This window comes from Paenibacillus sp. MSJ-34 (genome assembly GCF_018918005.1).
GTDB lineage: Bacteria > Bacillota > Bacilli > Paenibacillales > Paenibacillaceae > MSJ-34.
The window spans coordinates 25,422-45,355 of record NZ_JAHLPR010000045.1; the positions used below are offsets into that span (position 1 = coordinate 25,422).

Genomic DNA, 19,934 nt, shown 5'->3' on the forward strand with positions numbered 1-19,934 from the left:
TGCGAACATGAAGATTATTAAAAAAGGACAGACTGATCCCGTTTACTCCGCCTACGCAAGCAGAGCCTTTGAACGTATTCAATTACCGGTTCAAAGTAGGGAAACGCAGTCTCATTGAATGTGTCACTTTTTAATAATCCTCCTTGAATTTTAAAAAATATAACTATCAATATAAATGGTTTTGCGGAAAAAGTCAACGATTCCATCTTCGATTCAGCTTCGGCGTACGAACACAGCATCTGAATGGCGCTAACGAACTTGAGAAACGCTATAGCCGTAAAATCGATGCCATTTCAAATTCAACGAAACTCCAAGACGTTATTAGAGCGAAATACCGCCGCATTACCTACTATTTTGATGAATAACAATTTCTAGTTTCGTAAGAAAATATAGAAGCTCCATTTCCTTCGAATAACGATGCTAGGTTTCGTAAGCTGTATTTGCGGTATCGCTTGTTCCCGCTCGCTACTTCCCAATATTCCAGTTCCGCCAACTTATGCGGCCCGCCGGGCATATTGGTCCGATATTCGCAGGTAATCTGTTAATTACAAGCGTCAAACAGTGATTTTTTGCATTTCAATCGCTCCTTTTTCATTGATATGGCCTTTTGTTACCCATTTTTCCCAATTCTATACTAAAGCGATAGATTTTAAATGATAGATATGATAGAATATGAGCAACAAAGCGAATTCACGATAATGGCAAACCTGTTGAAAGGCAGGGACGCAAAGCTACAGGGCCTTCTCTTATGATAAGATGGCAGCCAGTTACCGAAGGGACAAGCTTTTTTTGTTTTTCTTCCCCAAAATAAAGCTTTACACGATAATGGCAAACCTGTCGAAAGGCAGGGACGCAAAGCTATAGGGCCTTCTTAACTATAAGATGGCAGCCTGGCCGCCGAAGGGAGTTTTATAGAGTGTGCAAGTTCGTACTGTTTCTATCAGCAGTTTTTATTTTTTGTTCCATGTTGCAAGCAATGCCGGTTCACGCCGAAGAAGGAAGCGCCTGGTTGAATAAAGCCAATGTGAAGGATGGAATTGTAAGCGTTGCATATGATGTGAAAACGGGTGTGAAAACCAAACTCCAGATTGCCAAAGGCGAGGAGAAGTACACCTATACTTTGAAGCCCGGCAAGGTAGACGCCTTTCCTCTTCAATCGGGCAACGGCGAGTACACCGTTAGCGTATTGGAGCATGTCAGCGACAATAAATATCGAGTGATGAAGAAGGATACGATCAAGCTTGAACTGGCCGATAACGCGAAAGTATATCTGAATTCCATTCAGAATGTAAGTTGGAAAGAGGCGAATCAAGCCGTTCGCAAGGCGAAGGAGTTAACCGAAGATCTGACCGCGGATACGGATAAAGTGAAGGCGATCTACAATTATATTATCAACCATATTAAATACGATGATAGTTTGGCAGTTTCCGGGGAGTATGTGCCTCAGATCGATCCGATCTTGACGTCGAACAAAGCGATTTGTTACGGATACGCTTCCTTATTTGCCGCAATGTTGAGAAGCGTCGATATTCCGACGCAATTGGTTATGGGCAAGAGCGAGTATGTCGATACGTACCATGCCTGGAACAAAGTGTATTTGGACCATCAATGGGTGACTATCGATACAACGGTGGATGCGGGTTGGAATGGCAGCAGCACCGCTTTCGACATGATCAAAGACGCATCCAAATATACTGCGACGAAACATTATTAAGATAGGCATGGAAGCCTTGAGTGTGCACTCGGGGCTTCTTTTTTACGTTGATTCATTTCTTTTGTGAAATGTACTTATCCAAGAAAAACGAAGGTATGCTTTATCCTTGACGTAATGAAACATAATAGTTATTATAGAGTTTTTAAGTCCGTGTTTGAATCAGAAAATGTCGGATCTTGTGCGGAAACTCAATATAGTTATATGACACTTCTTTTTTTATTCAATTAAAGATAACTAATACCTTTAAAATCTATAATACCGAATCGACGACATATCGCATGAACCATGTTTAGAATTTGTTAAGAGGCGGGGTTTACAATGGGTATGGGTCCATCAATCATGGAGGGAGTTGGTCGTGGAAAGGTTTGGAACAGCCGGACTGACGCTTCAAGGATATTTAAAATAAGATTAGGAGAAATGTTATCAAAATGGGAAAAAAGGCAAGTGTAGTTATCATTGGTTTGTTGCTTATTTTACAAAGTATGTTTGTCGGAGGTGTTGTGCAAGCGGATGAATCGGCAACACCCGAAAGTTTGTTGCTCGTCGAGGCCGGGGAAAATGAAACCGGTACGGTAACGGACGCCGTATACAATCCATCGCCGGAGGAATCGGGCAGCATTTTAACGAAAGTGACCCTTACGGACGAGCAGGGAAATGTTGTTGATACGGTTCTGAATCCGGACAGCCGCTTGGAAATCGGCTCGGCGGTCAACTTATATTACGAATGGGAATTGCCGGATCCACACGGCTACAAAGCGGGAGACAAATTCACGTTCCAATTGCCGCGTCAATTTGAAATTTTCACGGATATCGATGCGCCTCTGACCACGGCCGACGGCGGAACGGTGGGCAACTTTACGGTAGATCGCAGCGGACAGGTAGTGATGACTTTCAACGATTACGTGGAGAATCATTCCCGCGTGAGCGGTACGTTGCAAATCCGCACGGAATTCACCAAAGAGGTTGTCAATGGCAATACGGAAGTTACCATCGTATTCCCGGTGAAGGGCGGGGAGCAAACCGTTACGGTGCAAATCAAGCCCGAGTCCGGAACCGCGTTGGAGAAACGCGGCGATTTGGTCGAGAGCGGCGACATTCAGTGGACGATTGATATCAATAAACAATTAGAAGCGATCAAACATGCGGTTGTGACGGACCCGACACCGGATGGATTGGAATTGATCGCGGATTCCATTAAAGTGTACCGCCTTCAAGTGAACGGCGACGGTTCGACGGCGACGGGAGCCGAGCTCGATCCGCAAGCGTATGCGATCGAAATCGATTCTTCGGGCGCGGGTTTCAAGCTTTCTTTCCGCGACGAAACGATTAATAAAGCTTATCGTGTGCAATATGCGACGCGCGTTGTGGGAGAAGAGACCAAGTTTGCCAACACGGCTACGCTGTCGGGAGAGGACTTGAAAGACGTCTCCGCGACAGCTACCGTTACCGTGAAACGCGGAGAATTATTGGCCAAGAAAGCGGCGAAATACGATCCTGCGACACAAACGATTGCCTGGGAAATAAGATACAACTTCGGCAACAAAAAAATTGATAAAGAAGACGCGTGGTTGCAAGACCGGTTCGACGGCAGGCTGCAATGGATCGACGGTTCGTTCAAGATCTATAAGGGACAAACGAAAGAAGAACTGGACAATGATGCGTACGAATTGAATGTATTGGGAAAACCGGATCAAGATGGGAAGTTGGGTTTCGATCTGCAGTTCAACTCCGACATCGATTCGGCGTACACCATCGTGTATGAAACCAAAGTTACGGATCGGGTAGACGAGAATAAGACAGTCAAGAATCTGGTAACGACGGAAGGCGGCAGCAAGGAGGCCGGCCAACCTCTTGAGCGCGTCATTCTGAACAAATTCAATACGAATGAAAAATACGAACACAAAACCGATTATAACGCAAAAACGACAACATGGACGATTCGGGTCAATTTGGACAAATACCCGATGGACAATGTCGTCGTGAAGGACGTATTTCCGAACGGCGGGCTCGAATTTTTGCCGGAGACGTTGAGAATTGTAACGGCTGACGGGAAAGACGTTTCCGACAATGATTACACGGTTGTCTCCGAGGATCCGCGCGCAGGTTTCGAAGTTCATTTTAACGGGATCATCACGGATACTTATCTGATCGTGTATGAAACCAAGTTTAATAACGAATGGAAACCGGACAAAACGAAGGCTCCATTTTTGAACAGAGCGATTCTTACTTGGACGGAAAACGGCGAATCCAAAGGGCCGATCGAGAGCGACGCCGAATTTTGGCCTGACACTCTGACGCAACATAACGGCGCCAAAGACGGATCTTACGATGCCGTCGAGAAGAAGATTACATGGAACATCAAGGTCAACTACAACAAAAATACAATCAACCCGGCCAAAGTTATTGACCGGTTGGCCAAAGGGCAAACCTACGTTGAGGGATCCCTCAAAGTGCATGAAATGACTTTGCTGGGCTGGTGGAACGGCGTACAAAAAGGAAAAGAGGTTCCCGCCGACCGCTATACCGCAACGTTGCCCGACAGTCGGAACGATAATACGTTGAGCGTAGAGTTTAAGGATGGCATCGATTCTCCGTATTGGATCACGTTTGAAACATCGCTTCAGGGAGAATTGGTTCCGGCTGCAGTAAACAATAAGGCTGTCCTTCAGAGCGGAAACGAAACGGCCGCCGAGTGGGACGCGAAAGTGCGGATTCCCCACGGCGGCGAATATGTGACCAAGAACGGTAAGCAGAACGGAAACAAAATCGATTGGACCATTCGCATCAACGAAGGGCAATCGCATGTTTCCAATGCCAAAATCGTCGATAAGCCGAGCGATAACCAAATTTTAATCGAGGATTCCTTCCGTTTGTACGCCACAACGGTAAACGAGAAGGGCGACATCGCCAAGGCCGAAGAGTTAATCCGAGACACGGATTATACGCTGAAGATTACAAGAGAGGATAACGACGAAGAAAGATTTGAGTTGGCCTTCTTGAAGGATATCGATTCGGCTTACATTTTGGAGTACCAGTCCTTTATTAACGCTCCGGACAAATCCAAGGTCAGCAATACGGTTTCCTTCGAAGGGGAACAAATCACGACCGAAACAAGAGAAACGACGGAGGAAATTATCGTCCGCACATCTTCCGGCTCGGGTTCAGGCGGCGGCGTTACGGGAAGCTTGGAAGTAACGAAGACGGATAAAGCGGATTCGTCCAAAACGTTGGCGGGAGCCAAATTCGCTTTATATGATGCAAAAGGCGAACGGACGCCTATCGTTCGAACGACGAATGAAGAAGGAAAGATCCTGTTCTCCAAGTTGTTGTACGGCGAGTATATTTTGGAGGAGTTGGCCGCTCCGGACGGTTACGTCATCGACGATGCCAAGATCAACATCACCATTGATTCGAGCATTGCGCAAGACGCATTCGTCAAGAAAATTACGGTAACGAACAGCAAAAAGAGAACGCCGGTCGATCCTGGCAATCCTTCGAATCCGGGAAATCCAGGCAACCCGCAAGAACCTGGCGGATCTACAACGCCGCCGGGAACGAGCACGCCGGCCGATCCGGATCCGGTGAATCCTCCGGCAGAGACGGAAGAGATTGACGACGAAGAAACGCCGCTCGGAGGAGTAGACCCGGAAGAGCCGCCGGCAGATCGGCCGGAAGACCCGTTGGTCGAAGTAGACGATGAGAACATACCGCGCGGCGGTGTCGACGAAACTCCCAAGGGCGACAAGCCAGGGCCTCTGCTCCCGAAAACGGGAGAGGACAGTCATTGGCCTTTCTATGCGACAGGTCTGGCATTGATCGTTCTGGGCGGTTTCATGGGACGAAAACGTACGAAACAGCAATAAAGGTTGAATTTCCCCTTTCCCGGCGGAAGCCGGGGGAGGGGGTTTTTTTTATGATCTCTCCCCTGTGGCCAATGATTTGAGAAACCCGAGCGCGGCTTGTTCTATGATTGGGAACGAAAGTGCCTCTGCCCCGTAAAACCGCACCAATCGCAGACAATAAGGAATTTTCGCTCCCTTATAAGGCACTTTGATAGTCGATCCGCATCACAACGATTTTCGCAGACACGCCATTTTCAACCACCTGCGAAAAGACATCTTTTTCTCGCTTCGGTGGGGGGACGGCACGAAAATTTCCGGATGATCGCGGGCTTTTTTTCCTAACCGTTCGCGATGACGGACACAGGATCCCTTATTTTTGCCCAAATACCCCTTTTTCGGCATGTTGCGGACACAGGATCTGTTATCTGTGACAAAACGCCCGATTTGGACCCGTTTCGGGGCAATTAGCGGAAGGTGTGTCCGTCAATCACCGCAATAACGCTCATTTAGCCAATATAAGGGAACTAGGGTCCGCCGGAAGTGCAAGACGACGCAGCTTTTTCGCAGAAACCATTCGCGATACGAACAGAGAATAATCAGCTCAATTCAGTAAGATCGCACATAAACTCGTTAGACCTGGACATTCGTGTAATGCTTTCTTTTGGCTAATCTGAATGGGTAGACATAACGGCGTTTTGCTTTGATTGGAACAGAACACCAATACAAGAGGGAGAGATCGGATATGCCGAAGATTGCGGACAAATATTTAGCAGTTGATCCATGGAAGATTATAGAGGAGGGATTCGATCCGGAACGAAACCGGGTGTCGGAATCTATTTTCTCGTTAGGCAATGAATATATGGGGGTTCGCGGCTATGTCGAGGAAGGCTATAGCGGGGATACATTATTAGGAAGCTATTTCAACGGGTTATTCGAGGAGAGCGAAGTTGGAGCGCATTATAAGGGGATCATCCGGTCGCTGCGTTTCATGGTTAACGGAGTAGACTGGCTGTATACGCGCATTACAATCGACGATGAAACCTTTGATATGGGAACCGCCGCGTTCTCCGATTTCCGCAGGGAGCTGGATTTCAAGCGGGGAATCTATTCGCGGCAACTCGTCTGGCATCTGCGGAACGGGAAGAGCGTACAGCTTACATTCGAACGGCTGATCAGTATGCGAGTATCGAATTTGGGCTGCCAACGGATCGTGCTGAAGCCGTTGAACTTCTCCGGTGCGGCTCGCATTATCGCCGGATTGGATTTCTCGACCATCCATGAGGATCGGAATTTCAGGTACTGGGAGAGCGTGAAGCAAGGCAGTAAGCAGGGAATTTCCGCCATGCTCGGACAAACGGCCAACACCCGCAACCGCCTGTTCTCAAGCTATAGGCTGGATTTGCCGAAGACAGCCGAGAGCGTGCCGGTAAGCGAATATAATTTCACGGGCCATGATATTTTGTTGGAGCTAAAGAAAGGCGAACCGGCTGTTCTCGATAAGCTGGTGATCAATGTTGCGAATAAAGAGCCGGAGCGGAGCCACGAGGACGTCTGGGACGAAGGGATGAAGCTGGCCGAGCGGTATGCCGGGGTGAATTACGAGTCTGCGGCAGAGGAGCAGGAGCGGTATTGGGCGCAAGTGTGGGAGCATTCCGACATCGTCATCGACGGGGATCCGGACAATCAGCAAGGGATTCGCTTTTGTATCTTCCAATTGTATCAAACCTATCATGGCGATAATCCGGGCTTCAACATCGGAGCGAAGGGGCTGACCGGGGAAGCCTACCGCGGTCTGGCCTTCTGGGATACGGAATCGTATTGCCTGCCTTTCTATATTTTCAACAATCCGAAGGCGGCGCGCAGCTTGCTGGAATTCCGCTACAAGACGCTGCCGCATGCGTTGGAACGGGCGAAGGAGCTTGACTGCGAGGGGGCGTTCTATCCGATCGCGACGATCGACGGAACGGAGAGCTGCGATCTGTGGCAGCATTCCAATTTGCAGCTTCATGTAGGTACGGCAGTGGCATACGGGCTCCGCCATTATGTGAATATGACGGGTGACAAGGCGTTTCTATATGAGAAGGGGCTGGAAATGCTCATTCAGATTAGCCGTTTCTATGCGTCCCGGGGACAGTGGGGCCAGAAGAGCGGGAAGTATGGCTATTTCGGAGTCATGGGGCCGGATGAGTTCCAGCTCATGGTGAACAACAATTGCTACATCAATCTGATGGCGAAGAAGATGTTCGAGTTTACGCTTCAGACCATTGCCGAGATGGAGGAAGCGGATCGGCCCGCCTTTGCCGGTCTGTCGGACCGTCTCGGATTGACGGTACAGGAACGGCTGGATTGGAAGAACAAGGCCGACAACATGAAGATTCCGTATGATGAGGAGACGGGAATTTATGAGGAGCATGACGGGTTTTTCGATATGCCGCATCTCGACATTCATTCGATTCCGGTTACGGAATTTCCGCTCTATTCGCATTGGTCGTATGATCGGCTCTATCGCTATGACATGATCAAGCAGCCGGACGTGCTAATGTTTATGTTCCTGTACAGCGGGGAGTTCTCTCTTGAAGCCAAGCGGGCCAATTACGATTATTACGAGGCGAGGTGTATCCACGAATCGTCCTTATCGCCGTCGATTCACTCTATTCTGGCCGCAGAGATCGGCAGGCAGGAGGAGGCCTACAAGTTCTTCGAGTTTGCGACAAGGCTTGATCTGGACAATTACAACCGCAATACGAGAGAGGGGCTGCATACGACTTCGATTGCGGCTGCCTGGATGAATATCGTGTACGGATTCGGCGGTATGCGCTCCGACGGGGATAAGCTGCTCTTCAACCCGAGCATTCCGGAGCGGTGGAATCAATATTCCTTCCCGATCACGTACGGGGGCACGCAACTTGCGGTTGAAGTGGACCGGCAGCAGGTGAAAATTAGCGTGCGCAGCGGCGATCCCGTCGAGATCAACGTTTATGGCCAGGATTATATTGTGGGTCCGGCAGGCATCGAGCTGAGTCTGGAGAAGGTGGGGTAAGCGATGAACTGGATTATTCGGGAGAACGGCTTCGATAAGGAACGGATAGCGGCGAACGGCAATAAATTTATGATCGGCAACGGTTATATGGGGTACCGCGGGACGCTGGATGAGTTCGCTCGCTCGGAGTTGACGGCAACGATTCCGGCCGGTCTATATGACAAAGTAGGCGATCAATGGCGCGAGCCGATCAATGCTCCTAACGGGCTGTCGACCAGAATCGTATGCGACGGCAAGCCGCTAAGCGTACTTGAGCTTGAGCCGCTTGCGCATGAGCAGGAGCTGGATATACGCCATGGCGTACATCGCCGCAAGACGGTCTATCCGGCAGCGGACGGCCGGACCGTTACGGTCGAATCCGAACGCTTCTGCAGCATGGAACGCCTTCACCTGCTCGCAAACCGCGTGTCGGTCACTTGCAGCAAGCCGAGCGAGCTCATCATCACAACCGGAATTGACGGTCAGGTATGGGATATTAACGGCCCTCATTTGGAGCGGATGGAAAGTGCGGAGCAAGAAGATACGCTGACTTTGACCGGATGGACGCATGAGCTGAACATGCCGGTGTCGGTTGGCCATACGCTTGCCTGTTTGTTCGGGGAGCGTCGCAGCCTCGCCCTCGATCATTTTCTTGGCAGGGAGATTCGTCTGGCGGCACAAGCCGGAGAGACTTATACTTTCGTTACCTATGTTTCCGTATTTACCGGGTTGGATGGGGAAGCGGATTGCGCCGCCGCAGCGGCAGAGGCCAGCCGGGAGGCCGCTGCGGCAGGGTACGAAAGTCTGCTTGCAGAGCATGCAGCCCGGTGGGAGCGGAAATGGAAGCTCTCCGATGTGCGAATCGAAGGGGACGACGAAGCGCAGCTCGCTTTGCGTTATAGCCTCTATCAGTTGCATATTATCGCTCCCGGCCATTCGGAGAAGCTGTCTATTCCGGCGCGGGGCTTATCGGGTCAAGTATATAAAGGGGCTGTTTTCTGGGATACCGAAATGTTCATGCTGCCTTTCTTCTTGTACACCCAGCCGAGCATCGCCCGCAATCTGATGATGTACCGCGTCCATACGCTGGATGGAGCGCGCAGGAAGGCGGCGGAATACGGCTATGCCGGAGCTTTCTATGCTTGGGAGAGCCAGGAGACCGGCGATGATGCCTGTACGTTGTTCAATGTGAACGATGTATTCACCGGACGTCCGATGCGTACCTATTTCCGCGATAAACAGGTGCATATTAGCGCGGATGTAGCTTATGGCATATGGCAGTATTTCATCTTTACCGGAGATGACAGCATCCTGCTGGACGGAGGGGCGGAAGCGGTTCTGGAGTGCGCCCGCTTCTTCTATTCATACGCTTACTATAACCCTTATCGATCGCGATACGAAATTTTGGATGTTACCGGGCCGGACGAATATCACGAGCGGGTCAACAATAACGCGTTTACGAATGCGATGGCGAAACGCTGCCTGAATATCGCGCTGGAGGTCCTGGCTTATCTGCAGGACAAATATCCGGGCCTTGCCAAGTCTCTTACGGCAGGCGGCAGGATCGCGACGGAGCAGCTTCGCGACATGCATGATCGTTTATATATTCCGCAGCCTGCGGAAGGGAGCGGAGTGATCGAGCAGTTCGACCGGTATTTTGCCTTGGAGGACGTTACGCTTGCGCAATTGAAGTCCAGAATATTGAACCGGCACGAGTATCTGGGCGGGGGGAACGGACTGGCTACGACGACGCAAATTTTGAAGCAGGCGGACGTTGTCCTCATGCTGCATCTGTTCAAGGATGAGTATAGCAGGGGGATGAAACGGAGCAACTGGGAGTATTACGAACCCCGTACCGAACACGGCTCAAGCCTTAGCTATTGCATTTACGCCCTTGTCGCTGCGGATATCGGCTTATCGGACTGGGCCTACCCTTACTTCAAACGCACGGCAACGATCGATTTGACCGGCGATTCCAAACAGTACGTCGGCGATTTGTATATCGGAGGAACGCATCCTGCGGCGAACGGAGGCGCATGGATGGCTGCCGTGCTAGGTTTCGCCGGTTTGCGCTTCGACGGGCAGGCCGTTACGATTGCACCGTCATTGCCGGCGGCGTGGAGGGCGGTAAGCTTCCCGCTTCAGCTTAGGGGAGCCGGTTTCATCGTTACGATCGAAACGGGTCAAGTGAGGGTGGAAGCTTCGGAAGATAACCAGGCGGCGATGGAATTCCGCATTGAACGCCGGAACGATGCGGGGGATAGGGAGAGCGCCATGGTGGCACCCGGGCAGCATATGTCTTTTTCCTACAAATGATGCGTTAACAAGTGGACGCAAAGGACCGTAGTCATTGATGATTTCTTGATAGAGGAGAGAACGGCATGTTGGAAACGATGAAAGGCGCTATCTTTGATTTGGACGGAGTGATCGTGGATACGGCGAAATACCATTATCTGGCCTGGCGCTCGCTGGCTAACCGGCTTGGCTTTGAATTTACCGAAAGGGACAACGAGCGGCTCAAAGGGGTTAGCCGGATGGAGTCGCTGCAAATTTTGCTTGAGGTGGGCGGCGTGGAAGCGGATGAGGCCGAGCGTCAGCAAATGGCCGATATGAAGAATAAGGAATATGTCGGGTATATTTCCCGGTTGGAGCCTTCGGAAATATTGCCGGGCGCGAAGGAGTATTTGCAGCAGCTGCGCAGGCAGGGCGTGAAGATTGCGCTCGGCTCCGCCAGCAAGAATGCGGCTTTCATTCTTGAGCGGCTGGGCATCGCGACGTTGTTCGACGCGGTGATAGACGGCACGAAGGTGTCCAAGGCGAAGCCGGACCCGGAGGTGTTCCTGGCGGCCAGCGCGGCGCTTGGACTGGCTCCGGCCGACTGCGTCGTGTTCGAGGACGCGGCGGCGGGAGTTGAAGCCGGTAAAGCGGCAGGCTGCGGCGCGATCGGCATCGGCAGCCCCGATATTTTATCGGCGGCGGATTGGGTGATCGGCGGCCTCGATGAGTTGGTCCGTGAATAGCAGGTATAGGCACAGAGCGGATTGATAAGATTGAGAAATATGTCAAATTCATATGAGTGATTAAAGATAAGCAGCTTCGGACATAAATGCCGGAGCTGCTTTTGACCGATACTTTCGGATTACGTTATTTATAGGCAAAAAGAATCATTTTTCCGGGAAATGCTTGTACGCCGTGTGTTGTTATAATACGATCAGACCAAGTCGATTGTTCGTTAAAACGAACGAAAAGATCTAAAAAACGAACAAGATCAAATCACAACGATAACGGAGGGAAGTGCAATGAAATTATCGAAGGCGATGATGGTATCGGTTCTGTTGGGGAGCGTCTGCTTGCTGGGCATCGGCTGTACGGATCAGAAACAGGGCGCGGCCGGAACGTTGGGACAAGCCGAAAAGACCGGTGGCGAAATCCGCATTCCACACAATGAGCATTTGCATCTGTCCACCGACAAAAAGTGGATCAACCGGGAGGGGCATCAATCCGACCTGATCAGGCTGCAATGGACGGCGGATCGAGCCAAGCCGGCGATCGTCTGGGCCGACGAGAACGACCATGATAAAACGGCGATTATTTCCCATGACAAGGCCAACAATCCGGAGCAGCACGACCATAAACATCTCTCGTTCGAGACGACAATGTCGCCAAACGGACAATATGCGAACCAGCTCTTCACCCGGTTTGAAATTCCCTATGACACCGACGTGAGCGAGATCCGCACCCATTCGTCAAACTTCAATGTGATGAGCGGCATTTTGCGGGTAGCGGGGGAAACAGGGACGAACCGTGACCTTCAGTTCAGCGTAGCCGGCAAGGATAATGAGACGAAGCCGAGATGGGCCGTCCGGGCGAACAGCTCGAAGGAAGCGGGGAGCAATACGGGGGCCGACCTGCAGTTCGTCCGTTACGGCGATGACGGCAACCCGGTCGAGTCCGTGATCACCCTGCAGCGTGGCGAGGGCAATGTCGGGATAGGTGTGAATGACCCTGACACCAAGCTTGACGTAAACGGAGACAAGCTGCGCATCCGCGACAAACATACGCCCGCTTCGTCGACCGAACCCTGCAGTCAGGGGCAGATGGCTTGGGACGACCAATATGTATATGTTTGCGTTGCGCAAAACAGTTGGAAAAGGACGGCTCTATCGACCTGGTAGCATTAGCTCATAAAAAGAAAAAAATAAGTCATCCGTCGTGCGTCCCACTATGTGGGGCTTTTTGTCGTTTTTAAAGGCATACTTATCGGGAGAATGATTCACCTCGAAGATCGTCTGCTCTAGTGCAGATGATCTTCTTGCTTCTTCAAAGGTCGATGCATGTTGAAACGAAAACAAACTTTTTAGATGCCTCGCACGTCTTGCAGAATGTAAGGCTAGCAAGCAAGGAGGAATTTAGAATGGATGCCAAGTTAGAGAGATTACTCATTCGTTTTATTATGCAAAACAAGGAGAATGTGTATCGATTAGCTTTCAGTTATGTAAAAAATGAAAAAAATGCATTGAATATTGTTCAAGAGTCTATCCATAAGGCTTTGGCATCGTTAATCACCTTAAACCCGGAAGGTTCGATGAAAGGGTGGTTTTACAGGATCGTGGTCAATACATCCCTCGATTTCCTGAGAAAACAAAACCCGCCGTTCGCACAACAAACGCTGGATGATATAGATGAGGAGGGCGGAAGGTATGCCTAAACCGTTGAACGGCAATGGCCGCTATATGCCCGGACTCGACGGATTGAGGGCGCTCGCCGTGTTTGCCGTGATCGCCTATCACCTCAATGTCGGCTGGGCACCCGGGGGATTGCTAGGTGTCGGCGTGTTTTTCGTTTTGTCCGGGTATCTTATCACGGATATCCTCGTTAATCAATGGAAAACAAACGGGCAGATTGATTGGAAAGACTTCTGGATAAGAAGGATACGGCGGCTAATGCCGGCGCTGCTCGTCATGATGGCGGCCGTCATGATATGGATCGCGTTATTTGATCGTTCTCAACTTTTGGTTTTGCGCGGGGAGGTGTTGTCGGCGCTGCTGTACGTCAACAACTGGTGGCGCATCTACCACGAGGTTTCGTATTTTTCGAGCTTCGGTCCGCCTTCCCCGTTCGGCCATTTATGGTCGCTCGCGGTGGAAGAGCAGTTCTACCTGCTCTGGCCGCTGTTTCTGGTTATCGGATTTCGCCTCGCGCCGAGGCGATGGCAGCTTCTCGGGCTGACTCTCGCACTTGCGCTTGTTTCGGCGCTAGCGATGGCGCTGATGTACGAGCCGGGTACGGATCCGAGTCGGGTATACTACGGTACGGACACGAGAGCGTTCGCTCTGCTGATCGGCGCCGCGCTCGCCATGGTTTGGCCGAGCCGCAAGCTTTCCGTTAAGGCTGGGCCCCAAGCGCGCCTAGTCCTGGATTGCATTGGGGGGGCCGCTCTGGCGGCGATTGTGATCATGATCGGGCTGACCGATCAGTACGACAGCTTTCTTTACCGAGGCGGATTTGTGTTGCTGGCTGTCGCCACAGCCTTGACGGTGGCGGTGCTCGCCCATCCGGTCAGCCGGCTGGGCAAAGCATTGGGCTGTAAACCGCTGCGGTGGCTTGGCGTTCGTTCTTACGGCATCTATCTGTGGCATTACCCGGTTATCGTCCTGACATCTCCCGTCAATCCGAACGAACAACCCGGTCTTGTTCTTCCATTCGTCCAACTGGCGGCAAGTATCGTACTGGCGGCATTGTCCTACAAATTCGTGGAAGAGCCTATTCGAAGCGGAAAGTGGAAACTAAGGAAAAGGCAGTTTCGGCATGGTGTGAAATCTCAATTTTTCCTTTACAAAAGATTTTCTGTGTTACTTTCGGTCGGTTGGATCTTTTTCATTTGCATATCATGTGTGCAAGGAGCTAACGATCATCCAGAGGTTGTTACCGAAACGAATGCCTCGATCAAACCGGAAGCATCAGACAAAACCACCGAACCAATCCCGGAGTCGTCGTCTGTCGATAACAATTTGGCGGCGGATTCATACGAAGGGATTACGGCTATAGGCGATTCGGTTATACTCGGTGTGAAGCCCCAACTGAAAGAGTTTCTACCCGGCATCGTTATTGACGGTAAAGTGGGTCGGCAAATGTCCGATGCGCTTGAAGATACAAAGCAACTCGAATCGGATCGGAAATTGGGAAAGGTGGTTATCATTGAACTTGGAACGAATGGACCGTTCTCGTCCAAAACATTGAACGCTCTTCTGGACAGCCTGGGGGACGAAAGACAGATCATGCTGGTCAACACTCGTGTGCCGCGAAAGTGGCAAGATACTGTGAACGAAATGCTGGCACAAGCGGCCGAAGAGCGTGCCAACGTCACGCTGATTGACTGGTATTCCTACAGTGCGGATAAAGCGGATTGGTTTGCCAGGGACGGTGTCCATCTGAAAACGGAGGGAGCCGAGGCCTACGTTTCGCTGATTGCTGACTCAATCGAGAGCATCTCAATGAATACATCCGAACAAAGACCGGAAAACAAACTTTTTAGTTGTCTCGCACGTCTTGCATAATGTAAGGCTAGCAAAATAGGAGATGGAGGATTAGAAAATGAAAAATCAACACGTAAAGAAAGTTTCTGTTTTGGCATTGGCAGGTTTCATCTGTGCGGCAGGAGTCGTAATGCCTCAAGTTAGTTTAGCGAAACAGACAACTTCATCTACAAAAGTGGTAACGAAACAAACTCCAAAAACATTGCCGGAAGTGAAAATTGGTCAGAAATTGATCGTACCCGAGCTTGAATTGAAGGAAAATACGTATGTGCTTGATTACAAAAAATCCGATGTTAACGGCGATTCAGTGAAAGACAACGTAATATTGGCAGGCACGAAAGAAATGATTGATGGAAAACTGGATGCGTATGCCAGCGATTTGTCCATCATCGTGCAGGATGGGAAAACCCGGAAGTACGTACAATATGATTGGAAGACCAAAGGGATAGATGGAACATGGAATGGAGCATTCGGGAGAGAGCCCAATTTGATTATTGGCGACTATACGGGTAACAAGGTGGACGATATGATTGTAACAGCCCCTCAAGGAGGAAACGGCGGATACGTGAATCATCTTGTCGTGGCTTGGGAAGAGAATAAACTCAAAGCTGTTTTTGACGATCATCAGGAATTCAGCGCCAATCCTGGGGCAAACTTCAGCTTTACGCCGCCCGCGTCCTGGAGCGGACATTATAAGATGAAGCAATTTGGAGGCGCGGATGCGGATAAAATGATGCCGTCGGCCAAGCATGTCGTGCAATTCGATTATATGACAAAGGGCGGTAAAGATACTGAAACGCTGCTGATGATCTCCGTTTTTGCCAAAAACGATTGGACTCGTCTTTCCAGTGAAGAAGGGACGCCTGCGGGGAGCGTCATTGCGGAAGCGAACGGCTTGGTATATGTATATACAACGCCGCAGTCCAATCCGTTTGATCCCCAGTCGGAAGACGGTAAATGGTTTGATCAACTATATAGCGATTTGGACATGAAAAAGTCTTTCGCACTGCTAAAATAAAGTAAGTTTTTTTCGGTTAACCGACAAAATTTGATACGCGTATTAAAGGGAGTTTTTTAAATGGATTCCACGTTAGAGAAATTACTCGTTTGTTTTATAACGGAAAACAAGGAGAATGTGTATCGATTGGCCTTCAGTTATGTGAAAAATGCGGAAAATGCTTTGGATATTGTTCAGGAATCTATCCATAAGGCTCTGGCATCGTCAACAACCTTAAAATCGGAAGGTTCGATGAAAAGCTGGTTTTACAAGATCGTGGTGAATACATCGCTCGATTTCCTAAGAAAACAGAAGAGGGTTCAGCTTGTAGACGATAAGACATTGGAATTGCATAGTCCGGCAAGGGAAGATGCCTACCCGGACATTGATCTCGAGAAGGCTATGGATGAATTGCCCCATCCTTATCGGACTGTGATTGTTCTTCGATATTTTGAAGATTTAAAAATTGAAGAAATTGCGGAAGTGATGAATGAAAACGTCAGTACTGTAAAAACGCGATTGTATCAAGCGCTTCGCAAACTTCGCATTCAAATGAACAGCGAAATGTTGGAGGAGGTAAAGTAAGATGAGCGAACAACTGGAACAATTGAAAAGAAAATACAAGAATACGCCTATTCCCGATGAATTGGATTTCGTCGTGAAGAAAGCCCTGCAGCAAAGAAAGAAAAGACGTGTGAGCATGATGAAACCTCTTGTTGGGGTCGGAGCGGCGGCTGTGATCTTGATAGCAGGAATTAATGCCAGTCCCGCTCTTGCAAATGCCTTATCGGAAGTGCCGTTGGTCGGCTCGCTTGTTAAGGTGCTCACTTTTACAGAATTTCAAGTAGATGAGGAGACCGCCAAAGCCGATATTAAAGTGCCTGCCGTTACGAACATGGAAAATAAAACGTTAGAAGCCGCCTTAAACAACAAATATCTGGAAGAAAGCAAAAAACTGTATAACGATTTCACGGCTGAGATGGAGGAGTTAAAGAATAACGGCGGAGGTCATGTAGGTGTAGAAAGCGATTATGTAATCAAAACCGACAATGATCAGATCCTCGTCGTAGGAAGATATGTCGTCAATACGGTTGGTTCATCCTCGACAATATTTTCATACGACACGGTAGACAAGAAAAATCAACTTTTGATCACCTTGCCGAGTTTATTTAAAGACGATAGCTATATCAGCTTAATTACCGAAAATATTAAGGAACAGATGAGAGAGCAGATGAAGGCGGACCCCGAAAAGGTTTATTGGGTAGAAGGTCCAATGAGTTTTGAAACCATTGCAAAAGATCAAAGTTTTTACATTAACGATCAAGGCAAACTGGTCATCTCCTTTGATAAATACGAAGTCGCCCCAGGGTATATGGGCGTGTTGGAATTTGTCATACCGACCGATGCGATTGCCGATGCATTAGTAAGCAATGAGTATATCAAATAAAAAATATCGATATTGTATAGCGAACGACCGTTCCTTTTCTTGGGGACGGTCGTTTTGCGGCGGCTTTGCCGCATTTGTAATGCTCCGTTCATCGTCCGTTCATATTCCTGTCCTACAATCATGGCAGACTCAGAACAGGAGGTTATAAGTCGGAATGGATCGTTTTTTTCACCGTTGGGCCCGGATGGTCAGCAGCCCAAGAGGCGCCAAAATCGTTATCGCTTGTTGGCTGATCGTTATTCTCGCTCTAAGCGCTCTCGCTCCGGGGTCAAAGCCTTATGCGGTCAGCAGCGGGGAAGGAAGCGTGCGCGACAATACCCCATCAGCCGCTGCGCAAGCGATTATGGACGAGTATTTTCCGTCCAATGACGGATTGGTGGCTCTGCTCGTATTTCATAGTCAAGAGAAGATGCCGACCGAAGATCGTGACAAGATCAAGCAGATTAGCGAGTGGCTGGCTTCGGAAGACAAGCCGCGGCATGTCGCGAGCGCCCTGCCGTTTCACCGGTTTCCCGAAGCCGTTCAAGACAAGATGTTCTCGGAAGACCAGTCAACTCTGCTGCTGAATGTGGCTTTGGAAAAAGATCTGGAATCCAGTCAAATCTACGATACTTTGAAGGAAATCAGAAGCCACGTTGAGCAAATTAAGGGGACAGGTCTGCAATTTGAAATTACAGGCCCGGCCGGAATTGCGTCCGATACGATTACCCTCTTTAAAAATGCGGATTTCGTATTGATGCTGGCCACGATCGGGCTGATTCTCGTTATCCTGATCTTGATTTACCGTTCCCCGCTTCTTGCGTTGCTCCCGTTACTCATTGCGGTCATGGTCTATCAGGTCGTGGATCGTGTGTTGGGAATCGCAGCCATGAACGGATGGTTTGTCATTGACAAACAAGCATTGTCCATCATGATGATTCTGCTCTTCGCCGTCTTGACCGATTATTGCTTATTCGTGATTTCCCGATACCGGGAGGAACTCAAGAAAATCGGTTCCAAGTATGATGCCATGAAGGTCGCTATGGCTCAGGTGGCGGAGCCGATTCTGTTCAGCGGAGCTACGGTTTTTATAGCCATGCTCACATTGTTTACTGCGGTCTTCAAGCCTTATCATCATTTTGCCCCGGTTTTTTCGGTCGCGGTGTTCGTCATGCTGATTGGAGGTTTAACGCTGATCCCCGCCTTATTTGCTCTGATCGGGAGAAAAGTGTTCTGGCCTTTCGTTCCCAAACTGCAGGATGAGGCGGTCAAGCCGAAAGGCTTCTGGACCGGCATGGGTGCATTTGTCACTAAAAAACCGGCGGCGACAGCAATCGTATTGCTGCTGCTGCTCGGCGCATCTTCCTTCAACATCGGCAATATGAGCTATTCGTTTAATTTGATGAAATCCTTCCCCGAAGATATTTCTTCACGGCAAGGCTTTGAAATATTGGAGGACCGTTTTCCTCCGGGGAAACTCGCACCGATTTCCGTCGTGCTGCATTCGGACAAGGAGATAGAACTGACGGAGTCCTTTGTCAACAAACTGGCGGCTCTCACAGAATCGCTTCAAAGCGAGGATGGTATTTATGAGATCAAACCGGAGATAACATCTGATTTGGCCAAACCGGATGCGTCTCTGCCCAGAAACTTTATGGCGGAATCCCGAACGGCCGTCAAACTGCAAGTAACCTTGAAGGATAATCCTTACGACCCGGCCGCTTTGGATTTGATAGAAGGGCTTAGGGGGAAGAGCGCCGCATTATTGAAAGACAGCGGACTGGACCCGTCTCGTTATTCCCTGTACTATGCGGGGCAGACTGCGGAGCAAGCGGACGTACGCACGATGAATCAGCGCGATATTCTGGTCGCCTTCTCGCTGATTACCCTGTTTATTGCGATCATGCTCGCCTTGCAGACGAGATCGATTTTACTGGCAGTTTATATGATGGCAACCATCCTGTTATCCTATACGGCGACGATGGGGCTGGGCTGGATAATCTTTCACAACGTTCTCGGGTACGAGGCGGTCAGCTACCGTCTGCCGGTCTATACTTTTGTGTTCCTTATTGCTTTAGGCGTTGACTACAACATTATGCTCGTGTCCCGGATCAAGGAGGAAGCGAGAAAATACGAATGGAGAGAGGCCGTCCGCAGGGGAGTCTCGAGAACCGGAAGCGTCATTTCTTCGGCGGGGATTATTCTGGCTGCCACCTTCTGCGTTCTGATTACACAGCCGCTTCAGGAGCTGTTCTTGTTCGGAATGACCATGACGCTGGGGATTTTGACGGATACGTTTCTCGTTCGCGGGATGCTGCTTCCTTCCATACTAAGCCTGTCTGGCGGTAAAGGGAAAAATGTTCAGGAAACCAAAGTAAATACAACTATTGGAGAGTAATT

At 49.7% G+C, this 19,934-nt stretch carries 13 protein-coding genes and 2 riboswitches; of the genes, 12 read left to right on the plus strand and 1 reads right to left on the minus strand.

The features are described from left to right. Positions 1–82: 82 nt before the first annotated feature. The gene (locus tag KQI79_RS28350; RefSeq protein ID WP_156177705.1) at positions 83–127 is read right to left on the minus strand and encodes an erythromycin resistance leader peptide; all 45 of its coding nucleotides are present in this window, start codon (positions 125–127) and stop codon (positions 83–85) included. A gap of 563 nt (positions 128–690) precedes the next feature. Further along, positions 691–775, plus strand: a riboswitch (cyclic di-GMP riboswitch). 42 nt (positions 776–817) lie between these two features. After that, positions 818–902, plus strand: a riboswitch (cyclic di-GMP riboswitch). 107 nt (positions 903–1,009) lie between these two features. On the opposite strand from KQI79_RS28350, the gene KQI79_RS21260 reads away from it, so the two are divergent. The 12 genes from KQI79_RS21260 to KQI79_RS21320 all read left to right on the plus strand — a co-directional run bounded on the left by KQI79_RS21260 (position 1,010) and on the right by KQI79_RS21320 (position 19,932). After that, complete coding sequence (locus KQI79_RS21260; RefSeq protein ID WP_253298313.1) at positions 1,010–1,714, plus strand: transglutaminase-like domain-containing protein; 705 nt, start codon at positions 1,010–1,012, stop codon at positions 1,712–1,714. 500 nt (positions 1,715–2,214) lie between these two features. Continuing rightward, positions 2,215–5,577: a collagen binding domain-containing protein gene (locus KQI79_RS21265; protein ID WP_367398222.1), complete on the plus strand. Its 3,363-nt coding sequence runs from the start codon at positions 2,215–2,217 to the stop codon at positions 5,575–5,577. A gap of 721 nt (positions 5,578–6,298) precedes the next feature. Beyond that, positions 6,299–8,596, plus strand: coding sequence for a glycoside hydrolase family 65 protein (locus tag KQI79_RS21270; RefSeq protein ID WP_216540317.1), 2,298 nt, complete (start codon positions 6,299–6,301; stop codon positions 8,594–8,596). A gap of 3 nt (positions 8,597–8,599) precedes the next feature. Beyond that, on the plus strand, positions 8,600–10,891 hold the full coding sequence (locus tag KQI79_RS21275; RefSeq protein WP_216540318.1) for a glycoside hydrolase family 65 protein: 2,292 nt from the start codon (positions 8,600–8,602) through the stop codon (positions 10,889–10,891). 65 nt (positions 10,892–10,956) lie between these two features. After that, positions 10,957–11,595: a beta-phosphoglucomutase gene (pgmB, locus tag KQI79_RS21280; RefSeq protein ID WP_216540319.1), complete on the plus strand. Its 639-nt coding sequence runs from the start codon at positions 10,957–10,959 to the stop codon at positions 11,593–11,595. A gap of 279 nt (positions 11,596–11,874) precedes the next feature. Then, complete coding sequence (locus KQI79_RS21285; protein WP_216540320.1) at positions 11,875–12,750, plus strand: hypothetical protein; 876 nt, start codon at positions 11,875–11,877, stop codon at positions 12,748–12,750. A gap of 239 nt (positions 12,751–12,989) precedes the next feature. After that, on the plus strand, positions 12,990–13,283 hold the full coding sequence (locus tag KQI79_RS21290) for an RNA polymerase sigma factor (protein ID WP_216540321.1): 294 nt from the start codon (positions 12,990–12,992) through the stop codon (positions 13,281–13,283). Then, on the plus strand, positions 13,276–15,132 hold the full coding sequence (locus tag KQI79_RS21295; RefSeq protein ID WP_216540322.1) for an acyltransferase family protein: 1,857 nt from the start codon (positions 13,276–13,278) through the stop codon (positions 15,130–15,132). The genes KQI79_RS21290 and KQI79_RS21295 overlap by 8 nt, the downstream gene beginning before the upstream one ends. A 37-nt stretch (positions 15,133–15,169) precedes the next feature. Continuing rightward, positions 15,170–16,129 (plus strand): hypothetical protein, encoded by a 960-nt coding sequence (locus KQI79_RS27760; RefSeq protein ID WP_253298314.1) that lies wholly within the window; start codon positions 15,170–15,172, stop codon positions 16,127–16,129. Positions 16,130–16,189: 60 nt separating this feature from the next. Further along, positions 16,190–16,693, plus strand: coding sequence for an RNA polymerase sigma factor SigV (locus KQI79_RS21310; protein ID WP_216540323.1), 504 nt, complete (start codon positions 16,190–16,192; stop codon positions 16,691–16,693). Between the two features lies 1 nt (position 16,694). Next, positions 16,695–17,555 carry an anti-sigma-V factor RsiV gene (gene rsiV, locus KQI79_RS21315; RefSeq protein WP_216540324.1) on the plus strand — a complete coding sequence of 287 codons (861 nt, stop codon included), beginning with the start codon at positions 16,695–16,697 and terminating at the stop codon, positions 17,553–17,555. A gap of 154 nt (positions 17,556–17,709) precedes the next feature. Next, positions 17,710–19,932 carry an MMPL family transporter gene (locus KQI79_RS21320; RefSeq protein ID WP_216540325.1) on the plus strand — a complete coding sequence of 741 codons (2,223 nt, stop codon included), beginning with the start codon at positions 17,710–17,712 and terminating at the stop codon, positions 19,930–19,932. The last annotated feature ends 2 nt before the right edge of the window (positions 19,933–19,934 follow it).